The following is a 17,120-nucleotide window of genomic DNA, read 5'->3' as shown; positions in this document are numbered from 1 at the left end:
TGATGATTAGAGATGCCCGCTCGAATCATTTTCGGGTCGACCGGAATCAGCGGGAATCCCGTTACATGCACGAAATCGGACGGAAATCAACGCCGCGGATCCTCCATTTTTACCTTTGTCACGGGAAAACCCTCATTTTTATCTCATCGGTCGTCGTATTACTGTATCGATACACTAAATCGATACAGTGCGTCGTGAGACGCCATCGCAAAGGAGACGGCCCATGAATACCTACACCCGGCGGCGCTTTCTGCAGACGGTGTCCGCCGCCACGCTCGCGGCTGCAGGCGGCTTGCCGGAAGCCGTGCGCGCGCAGCCGGTCGTGACGCTGCGTTGCTCGTCATCGATGCCGGCCGACCAGAACGCCGCGCACTACGTGTGGTACGAGCGTCTTGCCGCGAACCTGAAGGCGAGTGTCGGCGACGCGATCCGGGTCGACTACTTTCCGAACAGCCAGCTCGGCAAGGAGAGCGATGTCGTGCAGCAGGTCAAGATCGGCGCGATCGACATGATGATCGCGGGTTCGTCGATCTGGGCGACGGTGGCGCCGGAGCTCGGCATGCTCGATCTCGGCTATCTGTTCGACAGCTATGCGCATGTCGCGAAGGTGCTCGACGGCCCGGTCGGTGCCAGCCTGAACGCGCTGTTGCAAAAGCGCGCGGGCTGCTCGGTGCTGACCTGGGGCTCGCATTTCGGCGGGCGCTGCGTGTTCACGAAGCAGCCCGTGCTGGCGCTGCAGGGGCTGAAGGGCACGAAGCTGCGCGTGCTGCCGACGCCGGCGTTCATGGACACCTTCAAGGCGATGGGGGCGGTGCCGACACCGATTCCGTTCGGCGAGCTGTACATGGCCGTGCAGACGGGCGTCGTCGACGGGCTCGAGCACGATCCGGCCACGGTGCTCGCGAGCAAGTTCGACGAAGTGGTGAAGTCGTGCTGGCAATCGCAGCACGTGTTTGCGGCGATGACCGTCGTGATGGGGCGGCGTGCGCTCGACCGGATTCCGGCGAACCTGCGTCCCGCGTTCGATCGCGCGGTAGCCGACGCCACCGCGCAGCAGCGCGCGATTGCCGCGCAGAAGGCCGACCAGGCCGAGCAGGCGCTGAAGCAGCACGGCATGCGCTTCCATCCGATGGCGCCGGCCGAACGCGCGGTGGTGCGGCAGACGATGCACGACCGGCTCTATACGGCATTCGCCGCGCAGTATCCGGCGACCGCGCCGCTGTTTCCGGCGATCGCCGCCGGGCGGGGCTGAACGATGGAGACCTGTTCCGTTTCGGGCGCCGCGACGGCGCCTGGCGCCGGCCGCCCGGCACGACGCGGCGCGCGGGTGCTGGACGCGATGCTGCGCGCGATCGAATACGTGTCCGCGGCGGTGCTGGCCGTCGATGTGCTCGTCGTGTTCGTGTCGGTCGTGTGTCGTTATTTCCTGCACGACCCGCTCGACTGGACCGAGGAGGTCGCGAGCGCGCTGATGATCGTGCTGGTGTTTTTCGGTGCGGCGACGGTGCTCGGGCGCAGCCAGCACGTCGGCATCGACCTGTTTCGCGGCGCGTTCCCCGCGCGCTGGCAGGGCGCGCTCGTGCAGATCGGCCACTGGATCGTCGCGGCCGTCTCGCTGAACCTGCTGGTGTCGTCTTGCCAGTTGCTGGCCGATTCGTACGACCAGTTGACGCCGGGCGGGCTGCCGGGCTGGATCAACGTGTACCCGATGATGTTCGGCGCGCTGTTCATGACCGTGTTCGCGCTGGCGAACGCGCTCGACGCACCGCGCCGCCGGGTAATCGGCACGCTGGCATGCTGCGCGGGGTTTGCGGCCGCGCTGTACGGATGGAATGCGCTGGTGCCGGCGCATGCGATCGCGCCGGGCCTGCTGCTGGCGGCCGGTTTCGTCGGCGGGCTCGTACTGGGCGTGCCGATCGGCTTCGTGCTCGCGTTCTCGGCGCTGCTGTATTTCCTGGCCGACCCGACGCTGCCGTTGCTCGTCTATTCGCAGCAGGTCATGGCCGGCGCCGATCACTTCGTGCTGCTCGCCGTGCCGTTCTTCGTGCTGGCCGGGCTGCTGATGGAATCGAACGGCATGTCCGCCCGGCTCGTCGAGCTGCTGCTGCGGATTTTCGGGCGCGTGCGCGGCGGGCTCGGCCTGATCGTGATTCTCGCGACGGCCTGCTTTTCCGGCGTGTCGGGCTCCAAGCTCGCCGACATCGCGGCAGTCGGCGGCGTCGTGATGCCGGCCGTGCGCCGTGCGCGCCAGGATCCCGACGAAACGGCCGCGCTGCTTGCGTGCAGCGCGGTGATGGCCGAGACCATCCCGCCCTGCGTGAACATGATCATCATGGGCTTCGTCGCGAACATCTCGATTGCCGGGCTGTTCGTCGCGGGCATCGTGCCGGCCGCGGTGCTGGCCGCGTCGCTCGCGGTGGTCACGGTGATCACCGGGCGCAGGATCGACGTCTCGGCGGTGTTCACGGAACGCCGTGCGTGGCTGCCGCTCGCGGGCGGTGCGCTGGTTGCGCTGGTGATGGTCGCGATGATCGGCAAGGGCGTGACGTCGGGGATCGCGACGTCGACCGAGGTGTCGGCGTTCGCGGTGGTCTATGCGCTCGTGGCCGGCTGGCTCGCGTTTCGCGAGTTGACCTGGCGGTCGGTCGGGCGCGTGTTCGTGCGTGCCGCGTCGATGGCCGGCGGCATCCTGTTCATCGTCGCCGCGGCGTCGAGCGTGTCGTTCGCGCTGTCGATCGAGCAAATTCCGGCGCTGGTCTCGGGCACAATGACCGCGTTCGCCCACCAGTACGGTGCGACGATGTTCCTGCTGCTCGCGGCGCTGGTCATGATCGTGTTCGGCGCGGTGCTCGAGGGGGCGCCGGCGCTGATCATCTTCGGGCCGCTGCTCGCGCCGATCGCGCTGCAGCTCGGCATCAACCCGCTGCATTTCGGCACGGTCGTGGTGGTGGCGATGGGGCTCGGCCTGTTCGCGCCGCCGGTCGGACTCGGTCTGTTCACGACCTGCGCGATCACGGGCACCGAAGTCCGGCACGTTGCGCGGCCGATGGTGAAATATCTGCTGGTGCTGGTCGCCGCCCTCGTGGCGCTGATTCTCGTGCCGGCGTTTTCGTTGTGGCTGCCGGCCCATTTCGGCCTGTAGCCGCCTTTTACAGCAAGACGACATGAGTACGATTCAGGACGTGGCCCGTCATGCGGCCGTTTCGGTCAGCACGGTTTCGAACGTGCTCAACGGCCGCACCGACCAGATGAAGCAGGAAACGCTCGAACGCGTAAAGGCCGCGATGGAAGCGCTGCAGTACCGGCCCAGCACGCTCGCGCGCCAGCTCAAGACCGGGCAGACGCCGCTCGTCGGGCTGCTGGTGCCGTCGATGGCGAACCCGATGTACGGCTATATCGCGCGCGAGGTCGAGGCCTGCGCGCAGGAGCGGTACGGCCATCGCGTGCTGATCGGCAATACGTATCGCGATGCGAAGAAGGAAGCATCGTTCTTCGACGACCTGTTCGCGCATGGCGTGCGGCGCGTGATCGTGATTTCGTCGCTGGCCGACGAAAGCCACCTCGAGCGCGCGGCTGAGCGCGGGATGACGGTGGTGAGCTATGACCGGCGCGCGACGCCCGGCGAACGGTCGAAGGTCGAACACGTCACGGCCGACAACGAGGCCGCCGCGCGGCTCGCGACGCGTTGCCTGGTCGATGCGGGCCACCGGCGGCTCGCGTTCGCGACGGTCGCCGGCATGACGGTGAGCCGCAGCGACAAGATCCGGGGCTTTCTCGAGACGGCGCGCGAGGCGGGCGTCGACGCACACGCGCGGGTGCTCGACGGCGATCCGGCGAACGAGTACGGCGACGCCGTGATCGTCGACGTGGGCCGCGCGCTGGGTGTCGCGCTTGCCGCCGATCCGGCGCGGCCGACCGGCATCGTCGCGGTCAACGACCTGTTCGCGCTCGGCCTGATGGCCGGGTTGCGCGATGGCGGCCTGCGCGTGCCGGACGACGTGTCGATCGTCGGGATGGACGGTCATTTCCTGTCGGCGATTTCCCATCCGGCGCTGACCACGGTGCAACTGCCCGTCACCGAGATGGCCGAGGACATGGTGCGGCGCGTGATGCGTCCGGACCGCGACACGCCGCTGGCGCCCGAGCCGCACATATTCTCCGGCGTGACGCTCATCGAGCGCGCCTCGGTCGCGTCGCCGCCGCAAGCGGATCACTCGCACGGAGGGGCCGCATGACGCGCGTCTTCGTCACGCATCCGTCGGGGATGCTCGACCGTTATTTCGGCGCGAAGGCCATGCGCGCGCTGCAGGCGATCGCGGACGTCACGTGCAATCCGCTCGATCGCGAGCTGGGCACGGACGAACTGATCGCGGCCGCGCAGGGTTGCGATGCGATGATCGCGTACCGGCAGACGCCCGCGCCGTGTGCGCTGTTCGCCGGGCTGCCCGCGCTGGCGGCGTTCCTGCGTTGCGCGGTCGATATCCGCACCGTCGATGTCGACGCGGCGAGCGCGTTCGGCGTGCTGGTCACGCAGGCGAGCCCCGGTTTCGCGCCGGCGGTCGCCGAGTGGGTGATCGGCGCGATGATCGATCTCGCGCGCGGTATCGGCCGTTATGCGTCGGCCTACCACCAAGGGATGCCGCTCGTGCCGCAGATGGGGCGCGAATTGCGCGGCAGCACGCTCGGCCTGATCGGTTACGGACAGATCGCGCGCCACCTCGCGCCGATCGCGACGGCGCTCGGGATGCGCGTGCTCGTCAGCGATCCGTATGTGCGCGTCGACGCGCCGATGCTCGAACAGGTCGAATTCGCGGCGCTGTTGCAGGCGGCCGACTTCGTCGTGTGCCTCGCACCGGCGACGCCGGCCACCGCGAACCTGATCGATGCGGGCGCGTTCACGGCCATGAAGCCGGGCGCGTATTTCATCAATGCGTCGCGCGGCGAACTGGTCGACGAGCAGGCGCTGTCCGATGCGCTCGACACCGGCCGGCTCGCGGGCTGTGCACTCGACGTCGGGCGCGCGGCGGACCAGATGCCGACGCCCGCGCTCGCCGCCCATCCACGCGTGATCGCGACGCCGCACGTCGGCGGCCTGACGCTGCCCGCGGTCGAGCACCAGGCGCTGGAGACGGTCGATCAGCTCGCCGCGCTGCTCGCCGGAAGCGTGCCGCGCGGTGCCGTCAACGCGGCGCACGCGTCGCGGCTGGCGCGCTGGCGCACGGCAGGGGCCGATACCGGGCCGGGCGCGCGATGAGACCCGACACACCCACCGGGCGGCCGGCCGACGCGTGCGATTGCCACATCCACATCTATGACGACGCGTATCCACTCGCGCCGACGGCGACGTTCCGTCCACCGCACGCGCCGGTGGACGCGTATCGTCGGGTGCAGCAGGCGCTCGGCCTGGCCCGCGTCGTGATCGTGCAGCCGACCGGCTATGGTGTCGACAACCGTTGCCTGCTCGACGCGCTGGCTGCATTCGGCCCGCAGGCGCGCGGCGTCGCGACGTTGCCGGCCGACGTGCCGGATGCCGAACTGGCGCGGTTGCACGCGGCGGGCGTGCGAGGCGTCCGGTTCATGACGTTGGCGGGCGGCCTCGCGCGATGGGACGAACTGGAGCGAGTGGCCGCGCGGATCGCGCCGCTTGGCTGGCACGTCGACGTGCAGCTCGACGGCCGGACGCTGCCCGAGGTCGTGCCGTTGCTGTCCTCGCTACCGGCGCGGGTCGTGATCGATCACACGGGCAAGTTCCTGACGCCCGTCGAGCCGGACGCGCCTGCGTTTCTCGCGCTGCGGCGCCTGCTCGACCGCGGCCACGCCTGGGTGAAGCTGTCCGCGCCTTACGAGACGTCGCGCTCGGGCGCGCCCGGTTACGACGATGTCGCGCGTCTCGCCGCCGTGCTGGCGCGCCACCACGCGGCGCGTTGCGTATGGGGCAGCAACTGGCCGCACCCGAACGCGTCGCCGGTCCCCGACGACCTGCGCCTGCTCGGCTGGCTGGACGACTGCACGGCGGACGACGCGGTCAGCCGCGCGATTCTGGTCGACAACCCGACCGTACTTTACGGATTCTGAGTCGTCCGCCAGGACGAGGCCGAGCGTCACAAGCTTTCAATCCGGAAGCTTGCGCAAGCGATGCCAAGCAATCCTGACCGAGCCAGACAGGTCGCAGTCCTGCCAATCCTTACCGTGCTGAAAGCTGGTTCGCTGCCGGTGTTCCAACGGAGGAACGCGGTGTTTCGCTGCACTGCGACAACTGCTTGACGCTGCATGCCGGTCGGCGCAGGATACGTCCGTGCATGTGGAGCGGGACGCGCCGGCCGCGCGGTTCCTGCACACGCGATACGCAAAAGAACAACGATGAGCCTTTACGCACTCGTACCGGAATACCGGCCCCGCGTTTGTCGGCCCGCGGGAACCACGCTTCATCCGACGCCCGTCGCGTCACGTATACGTCATCCCGTTTCGTACCGTGCCTCGGTACACTTTCCCGTCCGCGCGCGAGCCGCGACGATGAACGGCGCCCGTCTGGCGCGCCGAATCGCAGCGTCGTCTGCCGCTCCACACCATCGCATCCTGAACGGCGCCTACACCGGCGTCTCGTGACGTCCGTCGCGCCCATCCTTGTATTGCGCCGCCGGCCTGCCTGACTGCCCGGCGGCACCGGAGTCCGAAGCATTTCGATTGAGCTTGAAAAAGCAAACGCAAGCAGTTCGGTTCGAGGTTCAAGGAGAAAAACTCATGTCGCAGCTTTCGAATGAAGAAGCAAACGGCAGTTCGGGGAGTGGCAAGGTCAAGTTGATCAAGTGGGCGATCATCATCGCCGGCGTCGCGATCGCGGCACCGGCGGCGTTGTTCATCCTGAAGGGGGTGGTCGCACTGGTCACGGCGGGCGTGATCGGCCTCGGCGCGATCTATTTCGCGCCGGTCGTCGCGATGAAGTTCGCGAACCAGAAGGTGAAGATGATCGTCCAGGAGGCGCAGGCGAATCCGATCGAGACGCTGATCAACCAGCTCGCGGAGAAGCGCCAGGCGGCCCAGAAATTCGCGGACAGCATCACCGCGTTCCGCACCGAGGTGAAGAATTTCGAGAACAAGACGGAGCTGTTCGAGAAGCAGTATCCGGACGACGCGCCACGCTTCCGGCAGCAGCTCGACACGATGAAGCAGCTGCTCTCGTTTCGCGAGGGCCGTTACAAGCAGGTGCAGGCCGAACTGAAGAATTTCGCGTCGGCGATCGACCGCGCGAAGGCGATGTGGGACATGTCGCAGGCCGCGCAGCAGATGAACAAGCTCGCGGGCCGGCAGGCGTCCGACACGTTCGAGCAGATCAAGACCGATGTGGCCGTCGATTCCGTGATGCGCTCGGTCAACAAGGCGTTCTCCGAAATGGAGACGTCGCTGATGGATAACCCCGAGGTCAAGCAGGCACAGCAGCAGGCGGTGATGAACGCGCCGCACGCGCCCGGGCTCGACGCGACGCCCCCCGCGCAACTGCCGTCGAAACAACAATAACCTCCTGCAGGCTCGCAACCATGAAAAAACTTCTTGGCGCCATCGCATTTCTGGTCGTGCTCGTCGGCGTATGGATCGTGCATCAGGGCGGCCTGTCGACGCTGATTCCCGCGCATGACGCGGCCCCGGCCTCGACGTCCGCGCAAGGTGGCGACAGCGGCCCGTCCACGCAGGCGTCGCCATCGGCCAACGTGCTGCCGGCCGGCTTCACGCCGCAGGCCAGCGCGCTGAAATCGATTGCCGAAAACGGCATCGTGCGGATTTCCGTGCAGAACCCGAGCGAACCGTTCTTCGGCGAGGACAAGGGCACGCCGCACGGCTTCAACGTCGAATTCGCGCGGCTGCTGTTCGCGGATCCGTCGTTCTCGCACGGCGGCAAGCCGGTGGTCGTCGATACGCGTCACGAGGTCGACACGTATCCGGGCGTGCCGAAGCAACTGCTCGATACGGATGCGAAGGGGAACCACGTGGTCGACGTGGCGATGGACGGGCTGACGTTCCCGGACAACACGCCGTCGGGCGTCGTCTATTCGGTGCCGTACGTCGACGATTTCGGCTATTCGCTGATCGTGCGGCAAGGCTCCGCGATCCGCTCGACCGACGATCTCGCGGGCAAGACGGTCGGCATCCTGAAGGGCGACCCGGACGTGCGTGCGTTCGTCACGCGCCAGTACCCGAACGTGAAGTTCGTGGAAGTCGACGATTCCGATCCGGCTTTCATCGCGAAGAGCATCGACGGCCATGCGGTCGACGCGTTCATCTACGATTATCCGTTCGCGGTCAGCTCGATCAAGGACACCGACCTGAAGTTCGCGGTGACCAAGCTCGACGGCTCGAACATCGCGTACAAGATCGGCGTGCGCGCCGACGATCAGGATCTGCTGATCTACCTGAACGCCGCGATCGCGAAGCTCAAGCAGTCGCCGCAGTATCTCGACCTGCTGCGCAAGTACTTCGTCAGCGACCAGGCGGTGACGACCGCGGCCGCGTCGGGCGAGCATACGTACGTGGTGAAGGCGGGCGACACGCTGAACATGATCGCCGCGAGCAAGCTCGGCAGCGGCCAGCGCTATCGCGAGATTCAACGCCGCAACAACCTCGCCAACCCGAACCTGATCCTGGCGGGCCAGCATCTGGTGATTCCGGTGCGGTGACGGCGGCGTGACGCGAACGAAGGAAGCTGAAGGGACGTGAAGGGACGTGAAGGACGGCGCGCGGCCCGGCGGAGAGGATCCGCCGGGCCGCGCGCTTTTCTGCGTCAGTGCGTGATCGACAGGAACAGGTAGGCAGCGAACAGCGACAGGTGCACGACGCCGTGCAGCACCGTCGTACGCCCCTGGCTGAGCGTCAGCGTGCTGACCAGCAGGGTGAGCGCCAGCAGCACGGTTTCCATCGGGCCGATGCCGAGCGTGAGCGGCTGACCGACCCAGATGAACACGGCCGCGACGGTCGGGATCGTGAGCCCGATACTCGCGAGCGCCGAACCGAGCGCGAGGTTCATGCTGGTCTGCAGGCGATTCGCACGCGCGGCGGTGACGGCCGCGAGCGCTTCCGGCAGCAGCACGAGCGCGGCGATCACGATACCGACCGCGGCCTCGGGCGCGCCGAGCTTCATCACCGCATGCTCGACGGCCGGCGACAGCAGCTTCGCGAGCAGCACGACCGCGACGAGACTCACGAACAGCAGCACCAGGCTGATCAGCGCAGTGCGGCCGCTCGGCGGCGCCGCATGCACCGATTCGTTCGCGCTGTCGTGCCCGGTGAGGAAGTAGTCGCGATGGCGCACGGTCTGCACGAACACGAACGCGCCGTACAGCACGAGCGACGCCACGCCGGCGAACGCGAGCTGCGATTTCGAGAAGAACGGGCCCGGCGCGGCGCTCAGGTAGTTCGGCATCACGAGCGACAGTACCGACAGGGAAGCCAGCACCGCGAGCGCCTTGCTGGCGCCGCGCCCCTGGAAGTCCTGCTCGCCGTGCTTCCACGCGCCGACCAGCAGGCAGATGCCGACGATGCCGTTGCAGATGATCATCACGGCGGCGTACACGGTATCGCGGGCGAGGCCCGATTTCTCCGGGCCCGCGCCGAGCATCACCGACACGATCAGCGCGACTTCGATGACGGTCACGGCGATCGCGAGCACGAGCGTGCCGAACGGTTCGCCGACGCGGTGCGCGACGACTTCGGCATGGTGGACGGCGGCGAACACGGCGCCGGCGAGGGCGGCGGCGAACACCGCGATGACGAGGCCTTCGGCCGGTACGACGCGCGACAGCGCGAGGACCAGCCAGGCGGCAAGCGGGGCCACGAGGGTCCAGCGCGGGAGCTGGTTGGACGAGAGCGGCATGGAGGGTTTCCTTATGCGAGTGACGGCGCGCGACGCGCCGTCACGGGTTGACGAAGCCCGGCCGTACTATCCGCCGAACGAGGATGATGAAACCGAAGGAGGGCGGCACGTAACGGTGCTGCCCGGGGTTCGCCGCCATGAGGCAGCGAGGGGCGCGGGCGGGCTGGAGCCCGTCGCGGGATGAAACGATTCGATGCGGCCGGCCGCGAACGACGAGGCGAGCACGTGTGACGACGCACGGGCCGGAGGCTCGGTTCCGACCCTGGAAGGGCGGCCGGCAATGGACGGCGGTGGCGACGTGACACGCGGTTTCCCCCTGAAATCCGGCGGTTTGTCGAATTTTATCAGGCGTTCGGGGGTCACTATCTCATATTCGAATGCTTTCATAGACCTTTCGGTTTACAAAAAGTGCCCCGACCTGTCGATTTTTTTGTCTTTGCCGTTTCCGTAACGGTCTCTTGCACGACACATTCGGGCTCGCCCTGACATAAATCTACCGACCGGTCGGTTTATAATCGCTCGCACCTCCACTTCATGACGGATCGCAAGCGATGGCTGTTTCCTCTGCACATTCGGTGAACTCGGGCGCGCTGGCGCCGTCGGCCGTTGTCGGCGTGATCGGTGCCGGCGCGATGGGCGCGGGCATCGCGCAGGTCGCGGCGGCGGCCGGCCATGCGGTGCTGCTGTACGACCTGAACGAAGCCGCTTGCGACAAGGCGCTGGCCGGCATCCGCGCGCAGTTCGCGCGGCTCGCGGAGAAAGGCCGGCTCGAACCGGCGCAGGCCGACGCGGCCAGCGCCCGGATTCGCGCGGTGCGTGCGCTGGCCGACTTCGCGGGCGCCGCGCTGATCGTCGAGGCGGCGGCCGAGCGGCTCGACGTGAAGCGCGGGATCTTCGCGACGCTCGAGCGTCATGTCGACGACGCGTGCCTGCTGGCCACCAATACGTCATCGATCTCGATCACGTCGATCGCGGCCGGGCTGCGTGTGCCGCAGCGCGTCGCCGGCCTGCATTTCTTCAACCCGGCGCCGCTGATGGCGCTCGTCGAGGTGGTCAGCGGGCTCGCGACCGCGCCGGAAGTCGCGCAGGCGCTATTTGCAACCGCCGCCGCGTGGGGCAAGCAGCCCGTGATGGCGAAATCGACGCCGGGCTTCATCGTGAACCGTGTCGCGCGGCCGTATTACGCGGAGGCGCTGCGCGTGCTGAACGAGCAGGGCGGCGCGCCGGCATCGATCGACGCGGTGATGCGCGAGGCCGGCGGCTTCCGGATGGGGCCGTTCGAGCTGATGGACCTGATCGGCCACGACGTGAACTTCGCGGTGACCGAATCGGTGTTCCGCGCGTATTTCAACGATCCGCGCTACACGCCGTCGCTGATCCAGCAGGAACTCGTGAACGCGGGCTTCCTCGGGCGCAAGTCGGGCCGCGGCTTCTATTCGTATGCGGACGGCGCGACGCCGCCTGCACCCGATCTCGAAGCCCCGCACGATGCGCCGGCCAACGTCGCGCTGTTTGCGCAGGACGGCCCGGCCGCCGCGCTGCAGGCACGCTTCGCCGAACGCCTTCCGGGCGCCCGGCAGGCCGGCGCGCATGCCGACGACCTGCTCGCGACGGCCGGCCGCGCATCGATCGCGCTGACCGACGGCCGTACCGCGACCGAGCGCGCCGCGCAGACGGGCGCGGCCGATCTCGTGCTGGTCGACCTGGCGCGCGATTACGCGCAGGCCGGGCTCGTTGCACTGACGCGCGCGCTCCAGTGCAGCGACGCGGCCTATGCGGACGCGGTCGGCCTGTTCCAGCAGGCGGGTTTTCGCGTCGTCGGTGTCGCGGACGTGCCGGGCATGGTCGCGATGCGCACCGTCGCGATGCTCGCGAACGAGGCGGCCGACACGGTGAACCAGGGCGTGTGCTCGCCCGCCGATCTCGATCTCGCGATGGAGAAGGGCGTGAACTACCCGTGCGGCCCGCTCGCGTGGGCCGATGCGATCGGCATCGGTCGCGTGCATCGCGTGCTGTCGAACCTGGCGGCGAGCTACGGCGAGGACCGCTATCGCGTGTCGCCGCGCATCGCCGCGTTGCATGCGGCCGGCCGCACGTTCCGGTCGTAGCCTCGCCCCCGTCACTTCGAACACGATAACGACATCACTCCATTGGAGGAGCACCCCGATGACTTACCCGACGCATCCCGCCGCCGCCCTCGAGCCGATCGAGACCGCCAGCCGCGACGAACTGCAGGCGCTGCAGCTCGAGCGCCTCAAGTGGTCGCTGCGCCACGCGTACGACAACGTCCCGCACTATCGGCGCACGTTCGATGCGGCGGGCGTGCATCCGGACGACCTGAAGTCGCTCGCCGATCTTTCGAAATTCCCGTTCTCGACCAAGCACGATCTGCGCGACAACTATCCGTTCGGGCTGTTCGCGGTGCCGCGCGAGCAGGTCGTGCGCGTGCACGCGTCGAGCGGCACGACGGGCAAGCCGACGGTGGTCGGCTACACCGCGCGTGACATCGACACGTGGGCGAACGTGACCGCGCGCTCGATCCGCGCGGCCGGCGGCCGCCCGGGCGACACGCTGCACAACGCGTTCGGCTACGGGCTCTTCACCGGCGGCCTCGGGATTCACTACGGCGCGGAACGGCTCGGCTGCATGGTCGTGCCGATGTCGGGCGGGCAGACCGAGAAGCAGGTGCAGCTGATCCGCGATTTCGAGCCGAAGATCATCCTCGTCACGCCGTCGTACATGCTGAACCTGATCGACGAGATGGTGCGGCAGGGGATGGACCCGGCCGAATCGTCGCTGAAGATCGGCATCTTCGGCGCCGAGCCGTGGACGCAGGCGCTGCGTGAAGAGGTCGAGACGCGCGTGGGCATCGACGCGCTCGACATCTATGGGCTGTCGGAGGTGATGGGCCCGGGCGTCGCGTGCGAATGCGTCGAGACGAAGGACGGCCCGGTGATCTGGGAAGACCATTTCTACCCGGAGATCATCGACCCGGTCACGGGCGAAGTGCTGCCCGACGGCAGCCAGGGCGAACTGGTGTTCACGTCGCTGACGAAGGAGGCGATGCCGGTGATCCGCTACCGCACGCGCGACCTCACCGCGCTGCTGCCGCCGACCGCGCGCGCGATGCGCCGGCTCGCGAAGATCACGGGCCGCTCCGACGACATGCTGATCGTGCGCGGCGTGAACGTGTTCCCGAGCCAGATCGAGGAGATCGTCGTCGCGCTGCCGCAGTTGTCGGGCCAGTTCCAGATCACGCTGTCGCGCGACGGGCACATGGACCGCCTCGACCTCGCGGTCGAACTGCGCTCCGAAGCGGCCGCGTCCGTCAGCGAAAGCGATCGCGCGGCGCTCGCGCGCGAGCTGCAGCACCGGATCAAGACGATGGTCGGCGTGTCGTCCGGCGTGACGGTGCTGGCCGCGGGCGGCATTCCCGCCACCGCGACCGGCAAGGCCCGGCGCGTGATCGACCGCCGCCAGGCCGCCTGATTCCCCTGTTTGCCGTTCAACCCGAGGAAACCTGTTCGATGGATGGATTGAAGACCCTGGCCGTCACGGTCGATGCGCGCGGGATCGCAACCGTCGCGCTGCAGCGCGGCGACGTGCTCAACGCATTCGACGAGACGATGATCGCTGAACTGACCGATGCGTTCACCACGCTCGGCCGGCGTGACGACGTGCGCGCGATCGTGCTGCGTTCGGAGGGCCGCGCGTTCTGCGCGGGCGCCGACCTGCAGTGGATGCAACGCGCGAGCGCGAACGACGCGGCCGCGAACCTGCGCGACGCGGAGCGGTTCGCCGCGATGATGCGCGCGATCCGGCAATGCCCGAAGCCGACGGTGGCGCGCGTGCAGGGCCATGCGTTCGGTGGCGGCGTCGGCCTGTGCGCGGCGTGCGACATCGTGATCGCGAGCGATCACGCGCGCTTCTCGGTCAGCGAGGCACGCTTCGGAATCCTGCCGGCCGTGATCGGCCCGTATCTGGTCGAGGCGGTCGGTCAGCGCCAAGCACGCCGGCTCGCACTGACGGCGACCCAGCTTGCAGCGGGCGAAGCGGTCGCGATCGGCCTGATCCACCACGCCGTGCCGCTCGATGCGCTCGACGAAGCACTCGACAGCACGCTCGCCGAACTCGGCCGCAACGGCCCGGACGCGCTGATGGAGATCAAGCGCTTCTTCGATGCGATCGGCGAGTATCCGCCGTCGGACGCGCGCGCGGCGTTCACCGCGCAGACGATCTCCCGCGTGCGGGCGACGCGGGAAGCGAAGGAAGGCTTCGCCGCGTTCTTCGCGAAGCGGCCGCCGGCCTGGGAGGCGGGCGCCGAGTAACGGGAAACTGAGGGGAAACCGAGGGGAAACCAGGGCGAAACGGCGGCGCGCGGCGGGGCAGCGGGCCCGGCCGAATTTTGCGGCTCGGGCGCGGGCGCTTGCTCTACAATGCGTGACCTCCGGCGCGCTGCCGGCCCAGCCCCGACCGATTCTTCATCCGATGATCGTCAATCGCCTTATCTCCGAGATCCTGTTCGGCTTCACCGGCCTGATCGGCATCATCAACCCGATCGGCATCGCGTTCCTGTTTCTCGAACGGACCGAGGCGCTCACCGAGCAAGAACGCGATCTGCTCGCGAGGAAGGTCGCATTCAACGCGTTCGTCGTGCTGATGGTCGCGTTCTTCGCCGGCACGCCGGTGCTGCATTTCTTCGGTATCTCGATGGAAGCGCTGCGGATCGGCGGCGGCTTCGCGGTTGCGGTGGCCGGCTGGCAGATGCTGAACGAGCCCGACGGGCCGGGCGGCGGCGACACGCCGGTCAAGCCGATCGACGCGAACGCGATCATGACGCGCGCATTCTTCCCGCTGACCATGCCGCTGACGGTCGGCCCCGGCTCGATCGCGACCGCGATCGCGCTGAACGCGAACCGCACGCACAAGCTGTCGGAGTTCGCGCTGTCGAGCATCGTGTCGATCGCCGTCTCGGTGCTGGTGGCGATCGTGATCTGGCAGGTCTACAGCCGCTCCGCGCTGCTGTCGCGCTACCTCGGCAGCGAAGGCACCAAGGTCGCGAAGCGCGTGTCGGCATTCCTGCTGCTGTGCATCGGCGTGCAGATCATGCTGACCGGTTTTTCCGCGTTCCTGCAACCGATCGCCGACCAGGCCAAGTAAGCAAGCGCCCCGCGCCGCTGCGCACGTGCTGTGCGGCCGGCGCCCGTACGACCTCGCGCTCGCGAGCGCTTCCTTCGCACCTTGCGGCGCCGCCGCACGCATTTTTGCCGCCCGGGATACCATGCGACGGTCCGGCGGATGCGCGGCGCGCATCCGGCCGTCAGCTCAACTTCAATGGCGAGGCGTGCAATGGAATACGTGAAATTCGGATCGACAGGGCTGGACGTGTCGAAGCTGGTGCTGGGTTGCATGACGTTCGGCGAACCGCTACGCGGCACGCATCCGTGGACGCTGCCGGAAGCGGAGAGCCGTCCGATCATCCAGCGGGCGGTCGAAGCCGGCATCAACTTCTTCGATACCGCGAACATGTATTCCGACGGCACGTCGGAGGAGATCGTCGGCCGCGCGCTGCGCGATTTCGCGAAACGCGACGACATCGTGATCGCGACCAAGGTGTTCTACCGGATGCGGCCCGGGCCGAACGGCGCCGGGCTGTCGCGCAAGGCGATCATGACCGACATCGACCAGAGCCTGAAGCGGCTCGGCACCGACTATGTCGATCTCTACCAGATTCACCGCTGGGACAACGGCACGCCGCTCGAGGAGACGCTCGAGGCGCTGCACGACGTCGTGAAGGCCGGCAAGGCGCGCTATATCGGCGCGTCGTCGATGTTCGCGTGGCAGTTCGCGAAGGCGCTGCACACGTCGAAGCAGCACGGCTGGACCCGCTTCGTCAGCATGCAGAACCACCTGAACCTGCTGTATCGGGAAGAGGAGCGGGAAATGCTGCCGCTGTGCGAAGACGAAGGGATCGCGGTGATTCCGTGGAGCCCGCTCGCGCGCGGCCGCCTCACGCGCAACTGGGACGAGTCGACCGAGCGGCAGCAGAGCGACGCGGTCGCCCAGCGGCTTTACGATGCGACGGCGGAGGCGGACAAGGCGGTCGTCGATGCCGTGGCGACGATCGCGGAGGCACGCAACGTGCCGCGTGCGCAGGTCGCACTCGCGTGGGTCGCACAGAAGCGCGGAGTCACCGCGCCGATCGTCGGCATTTCCAAGCCGCGGCAGCTGGACGATGCGCTGGCCGCGCTCGAACTGAAACTGACCGACGACGAGATCGCCGCGCTCGAACGCCCGTACGTGCCGCACGCGGTCGCCGGGATCAGCTGAGCGGCGGCGCCGCGCGGCCGTCAGCGCGCGGCGTCGAGCATCGGGTAGGTGAACAGGCCGAAGTGGACGACGTTCAGCCCCGCATGGGCGAGCGTGGACGCGAGCAGCCCGCCGCGCCGCCAGGCGAGGCCGTAGCCGATGCCGGCCACCGTGCCGAGCACGATCCATTGCCAGCCGCCGGCCGCATGCGCGGCGCCGAACAGCACCGCGCCGATCGCAAGCGCGGCCCACGGCCCCCATGCGAACGCGCGTAGCGCGCGCGTCAGTCCGCCCTGCACGTAGCCGCGGAACAGCGCTTCCTCGGCGAGCGTCACGATCAGCAGGTTGTTCACGAGCCACAGCCAGCCCGACGGCGGCCATTTGGGCGCCCAGCCGACCATCCCGATCGCGAGCGCGCCGGCCAGGCACGCGGCCGCCGTTGCGATGGCCGCCACCGCGCCGGTGCGCAGCGCGCGCGACAGCGGGACGTCGGGGGCGACCCACGGCAACACCCACACCAGCCACAAGCCGACGAGCGGCTTGTCGAGATTCAGGTACATCGTGAACGGCACGGCATCCGGCGTGAAGCGCGTCGGGCCGATCACACGCGGATTGTGGAAGCCGGGAATCAGGTGCAGGCTGAGCGCGATCGCGACAGCGGCAAAGACGACGTGCGCGGCGAGGCGCACCGCGCGCGGGCGCTCGGGCATCACACCCCACGCGGCCGCGGCCAGCAACGCGAGCGGGGCCAGCGCGAGCGGCCCGAGCTTGCCGAACGCCAGCGCGCACGCATAGCCGAGCGCGGCGAGGCCGACGCTCAGGCCGTGCTGCGGGCGATGCCACGCGAACGCGGCGGCCGCGAACAGCGCGAGCCAGATCGTGGCGGACGGAAGAAGCGAAAGGGACATGACAGGAGCGGCATTCGTCGGACGAGACGCCGCGCATCATA

Annotated in this window: 14 protein-coding genes; 12 read left to right on the top strand and 2 right to left on the bottom strand. The window is 68.2% G+C overall.

Going from position 1 to position 17,120, the window contains the following annotated elements:
- Positions 1–223: 223 nt before the first annotated feature.
- The 7 genes from LGM89_RS01340 to LGM89_RS01310 all read left to right on the top strand — a co-directional run bounded on the left by LGM89_RS01340 (position 224) and on the right by LGM89_RS01310 (position 8,669).
- Positions 224–1,252, top strand: coding sequence for a TRAP transporter substrate-binding protein (locus LGM89_RS01340; protein ID WP_226272067.1), 1,029 nt, complete (start codon positions 224–226; stop codon positions 1,250–1,252).
- A gap of 3 nt (positions 1,253–1,255) precedes the next feature.
- The gene (locus LGM89_RS01335) at positions 1,256–3,142 is read left to right on the top strand and encodes a TRAP transporter large permease subunit (RefSeq protein WP_089496765.1); all 1,887 of its coding nucleotides are present in this window, start codon (positions 1,256–1,258) and stop codon (positions 3,140–3,142) included.
- A gap of 22 nt (positions 3,143–3,164) precedes the next feature.
- Positions 3,165–4,235: a LacI family DNA-binding transcriptional regulator gene (locus tag LGM89_RS01330; RefSeq protein WP_226272066.1), complete on the top strand. Its 1,071-nt coding sequence runs from the start codon at positions 3,165–3,167 to the stop codon at positions 4,233–4,235.
- Positions 4,232–5,254 (top strand): hydroxyacid dehydrogenase, encoded by a 1,023-nt coding sequence (locus LGM89_RS01325; protein WP_226272065.1) that lies wholly within the window; start codon positions 4,232–4,234, stop codon positions 5,252–5,254. Before LGM89_RS01330 ends, LGM89_RS01325 begins: the two co-directional genes overlap by 4 nt.
- A complete protein-coding gene (locus LGM89_RS01320) occupies positions 5,251–6,075 on the top strand; it encodes an amidohydrolase family protein (RefSeq protein ID WP_226272064.1) in 825 nt (274 codons plus the stop codon). Before LGM89_RS01325 ends, LGM89_RS01320 begins: the two co-directional genes overlap by 4 nt.
- A 666-nt stretch (positions 6,076–6,741) precedes the next feature.
- Entirely contained in the window at positions 6,742–7,515 is a 774-nt protein-coding gene (locus tag LGM89_RS01315; RefSeq protein ID WP_226272063.1) for a hypothetical protein, read from the top strand.
- Positions 7,516–7,535: 20 nt separating this feature from the next.
- Positions 7,536–8,669 (top strand): transporter substrate-binding domain-containing protein, encoded by a 1,134-nt coding sequence (locus LGM89_RS01310; protein ID WP_226272062.1) that lies wholly within the window; start codon positions 7,536–7,538, stop codon positions 8,667–8,669.
- Positions 8,670–8,773: 104 nt separating this feature from the next.
- Here the strand turns inward: LGM89_RS01310 and LGM89_RS01305 are convergent, their stop codons facing one another.
- Positions 8,774–9,862, bottom strand: a complete 1,089-nt coding sequence (locus LGM89_RS01305) for a calcium:proton antiporter (RefSeq protein ID WP_089427295.1) — start codon at positions 9,860–9,862, stop codon at positions 8,774–8,776.
- 551 nt (positions 9,863–10,413) lie between these two features.
- On the opposite strand from LGM89_RS01305, the gene LGM89_RS01300 reads away from it, so the two are divergent.
- From LGM89_RS01300 to LGM89_RS01280, 5 genes are all read left to right on the top strand, one after another.
- Positions 10,414–11,970, top strand: coding sequence for a 3-hydroxyacyl-CoA dehydrogenase (locus LGM89_RS01300; protein WP_226272061.1), 1,557 nt, complete (start codon positions 10,414–10,416; stop codon positions 11,968–11,970).
- A 58-nt stretch (positions 11,971–12,028) separates the two neighbouring features.
- Positions 12,029–13,351 carry a phenylacetate--CoA ligase PaaK gene (gene paaK / locus LGM89_RS01295; RefSeq protein ID WP_089496772.1) on the top strand — a complete coding sequence of 441 codons (1,323 nt, stop codon included), beginning with the start codon at positions 12,029–12,031 and terminating at the stop codon, positions 13,349–13,351.
- 38 nt (positions 13,352–13,389) lie between these two features.
- On the top strand, positions 13,390–14,190 hold the full coding sequence (locus tag LGM89_RS01290) for an enoyl-CoA hydratase-related protein (protein ID WP_226202984.1): 801 nt from the start codon (positions 13,390–13,392) through the stop codon (positions 14,188–14,190).
- Between the two features lie 160 nt (positions 14,191–14,350).
- The gene (locus LGM89_RS01285) at positions 14,351–15,022 is read left to right on the top strand and encodes a MarC family protein (RefSeq protein WP_046548012.1); all 672 of its coding nucleotides are present in this window, start codon (positions 14,351–14,353) and stop codon (positions 15,020–15,022) included.
- A 189-nt stretch (positions 15,023–15,211) separates the two neighbouring features.
- Positions 15,212–16,192 (top strand): aldo/keto reductase, encoded by a 981-nt coding sequence (locus tag LGM89_RS01280; RefSeq protein WP_226272060.1) that lies wholly within the window; start codon positions 15,212–15,214, stop codon positions 16,190–16,192.
- 20 nt (positions 16,193–16,212) lie between these two features.
- Here the strand turns inward: LGM89_RS01280 and LGM89_RS01275 are convergent, their stop codons facing one another.
- On the bottom strand, positions 16,213–17,079 hold the full coding sequence (locus LGM89_RS01275) for a CPBP family intramembrane glutamic endopeptidase (protein ID WP_226272059.1): 867 nt from the start codon (positions 17,077–17,079) through the stop codon (positions 16,213–16,215).
- Positions 17,080–17,120 lie beyond the last annotated feature (41 nt).

The organism is Burkholderia sp. AU31624, assembly GCF_020420065.1.
GTDB lineage: Bacteria > Pseudomonadota > Gammaproteobacteria > Burkholderiales > Burkholderiaceae > Burkholderia.
The sequence above is the reverse complement of the archived record's forward strand: the minus strand, read 5'-3'. Positions and strand labels throughout refer to the sequence as shown.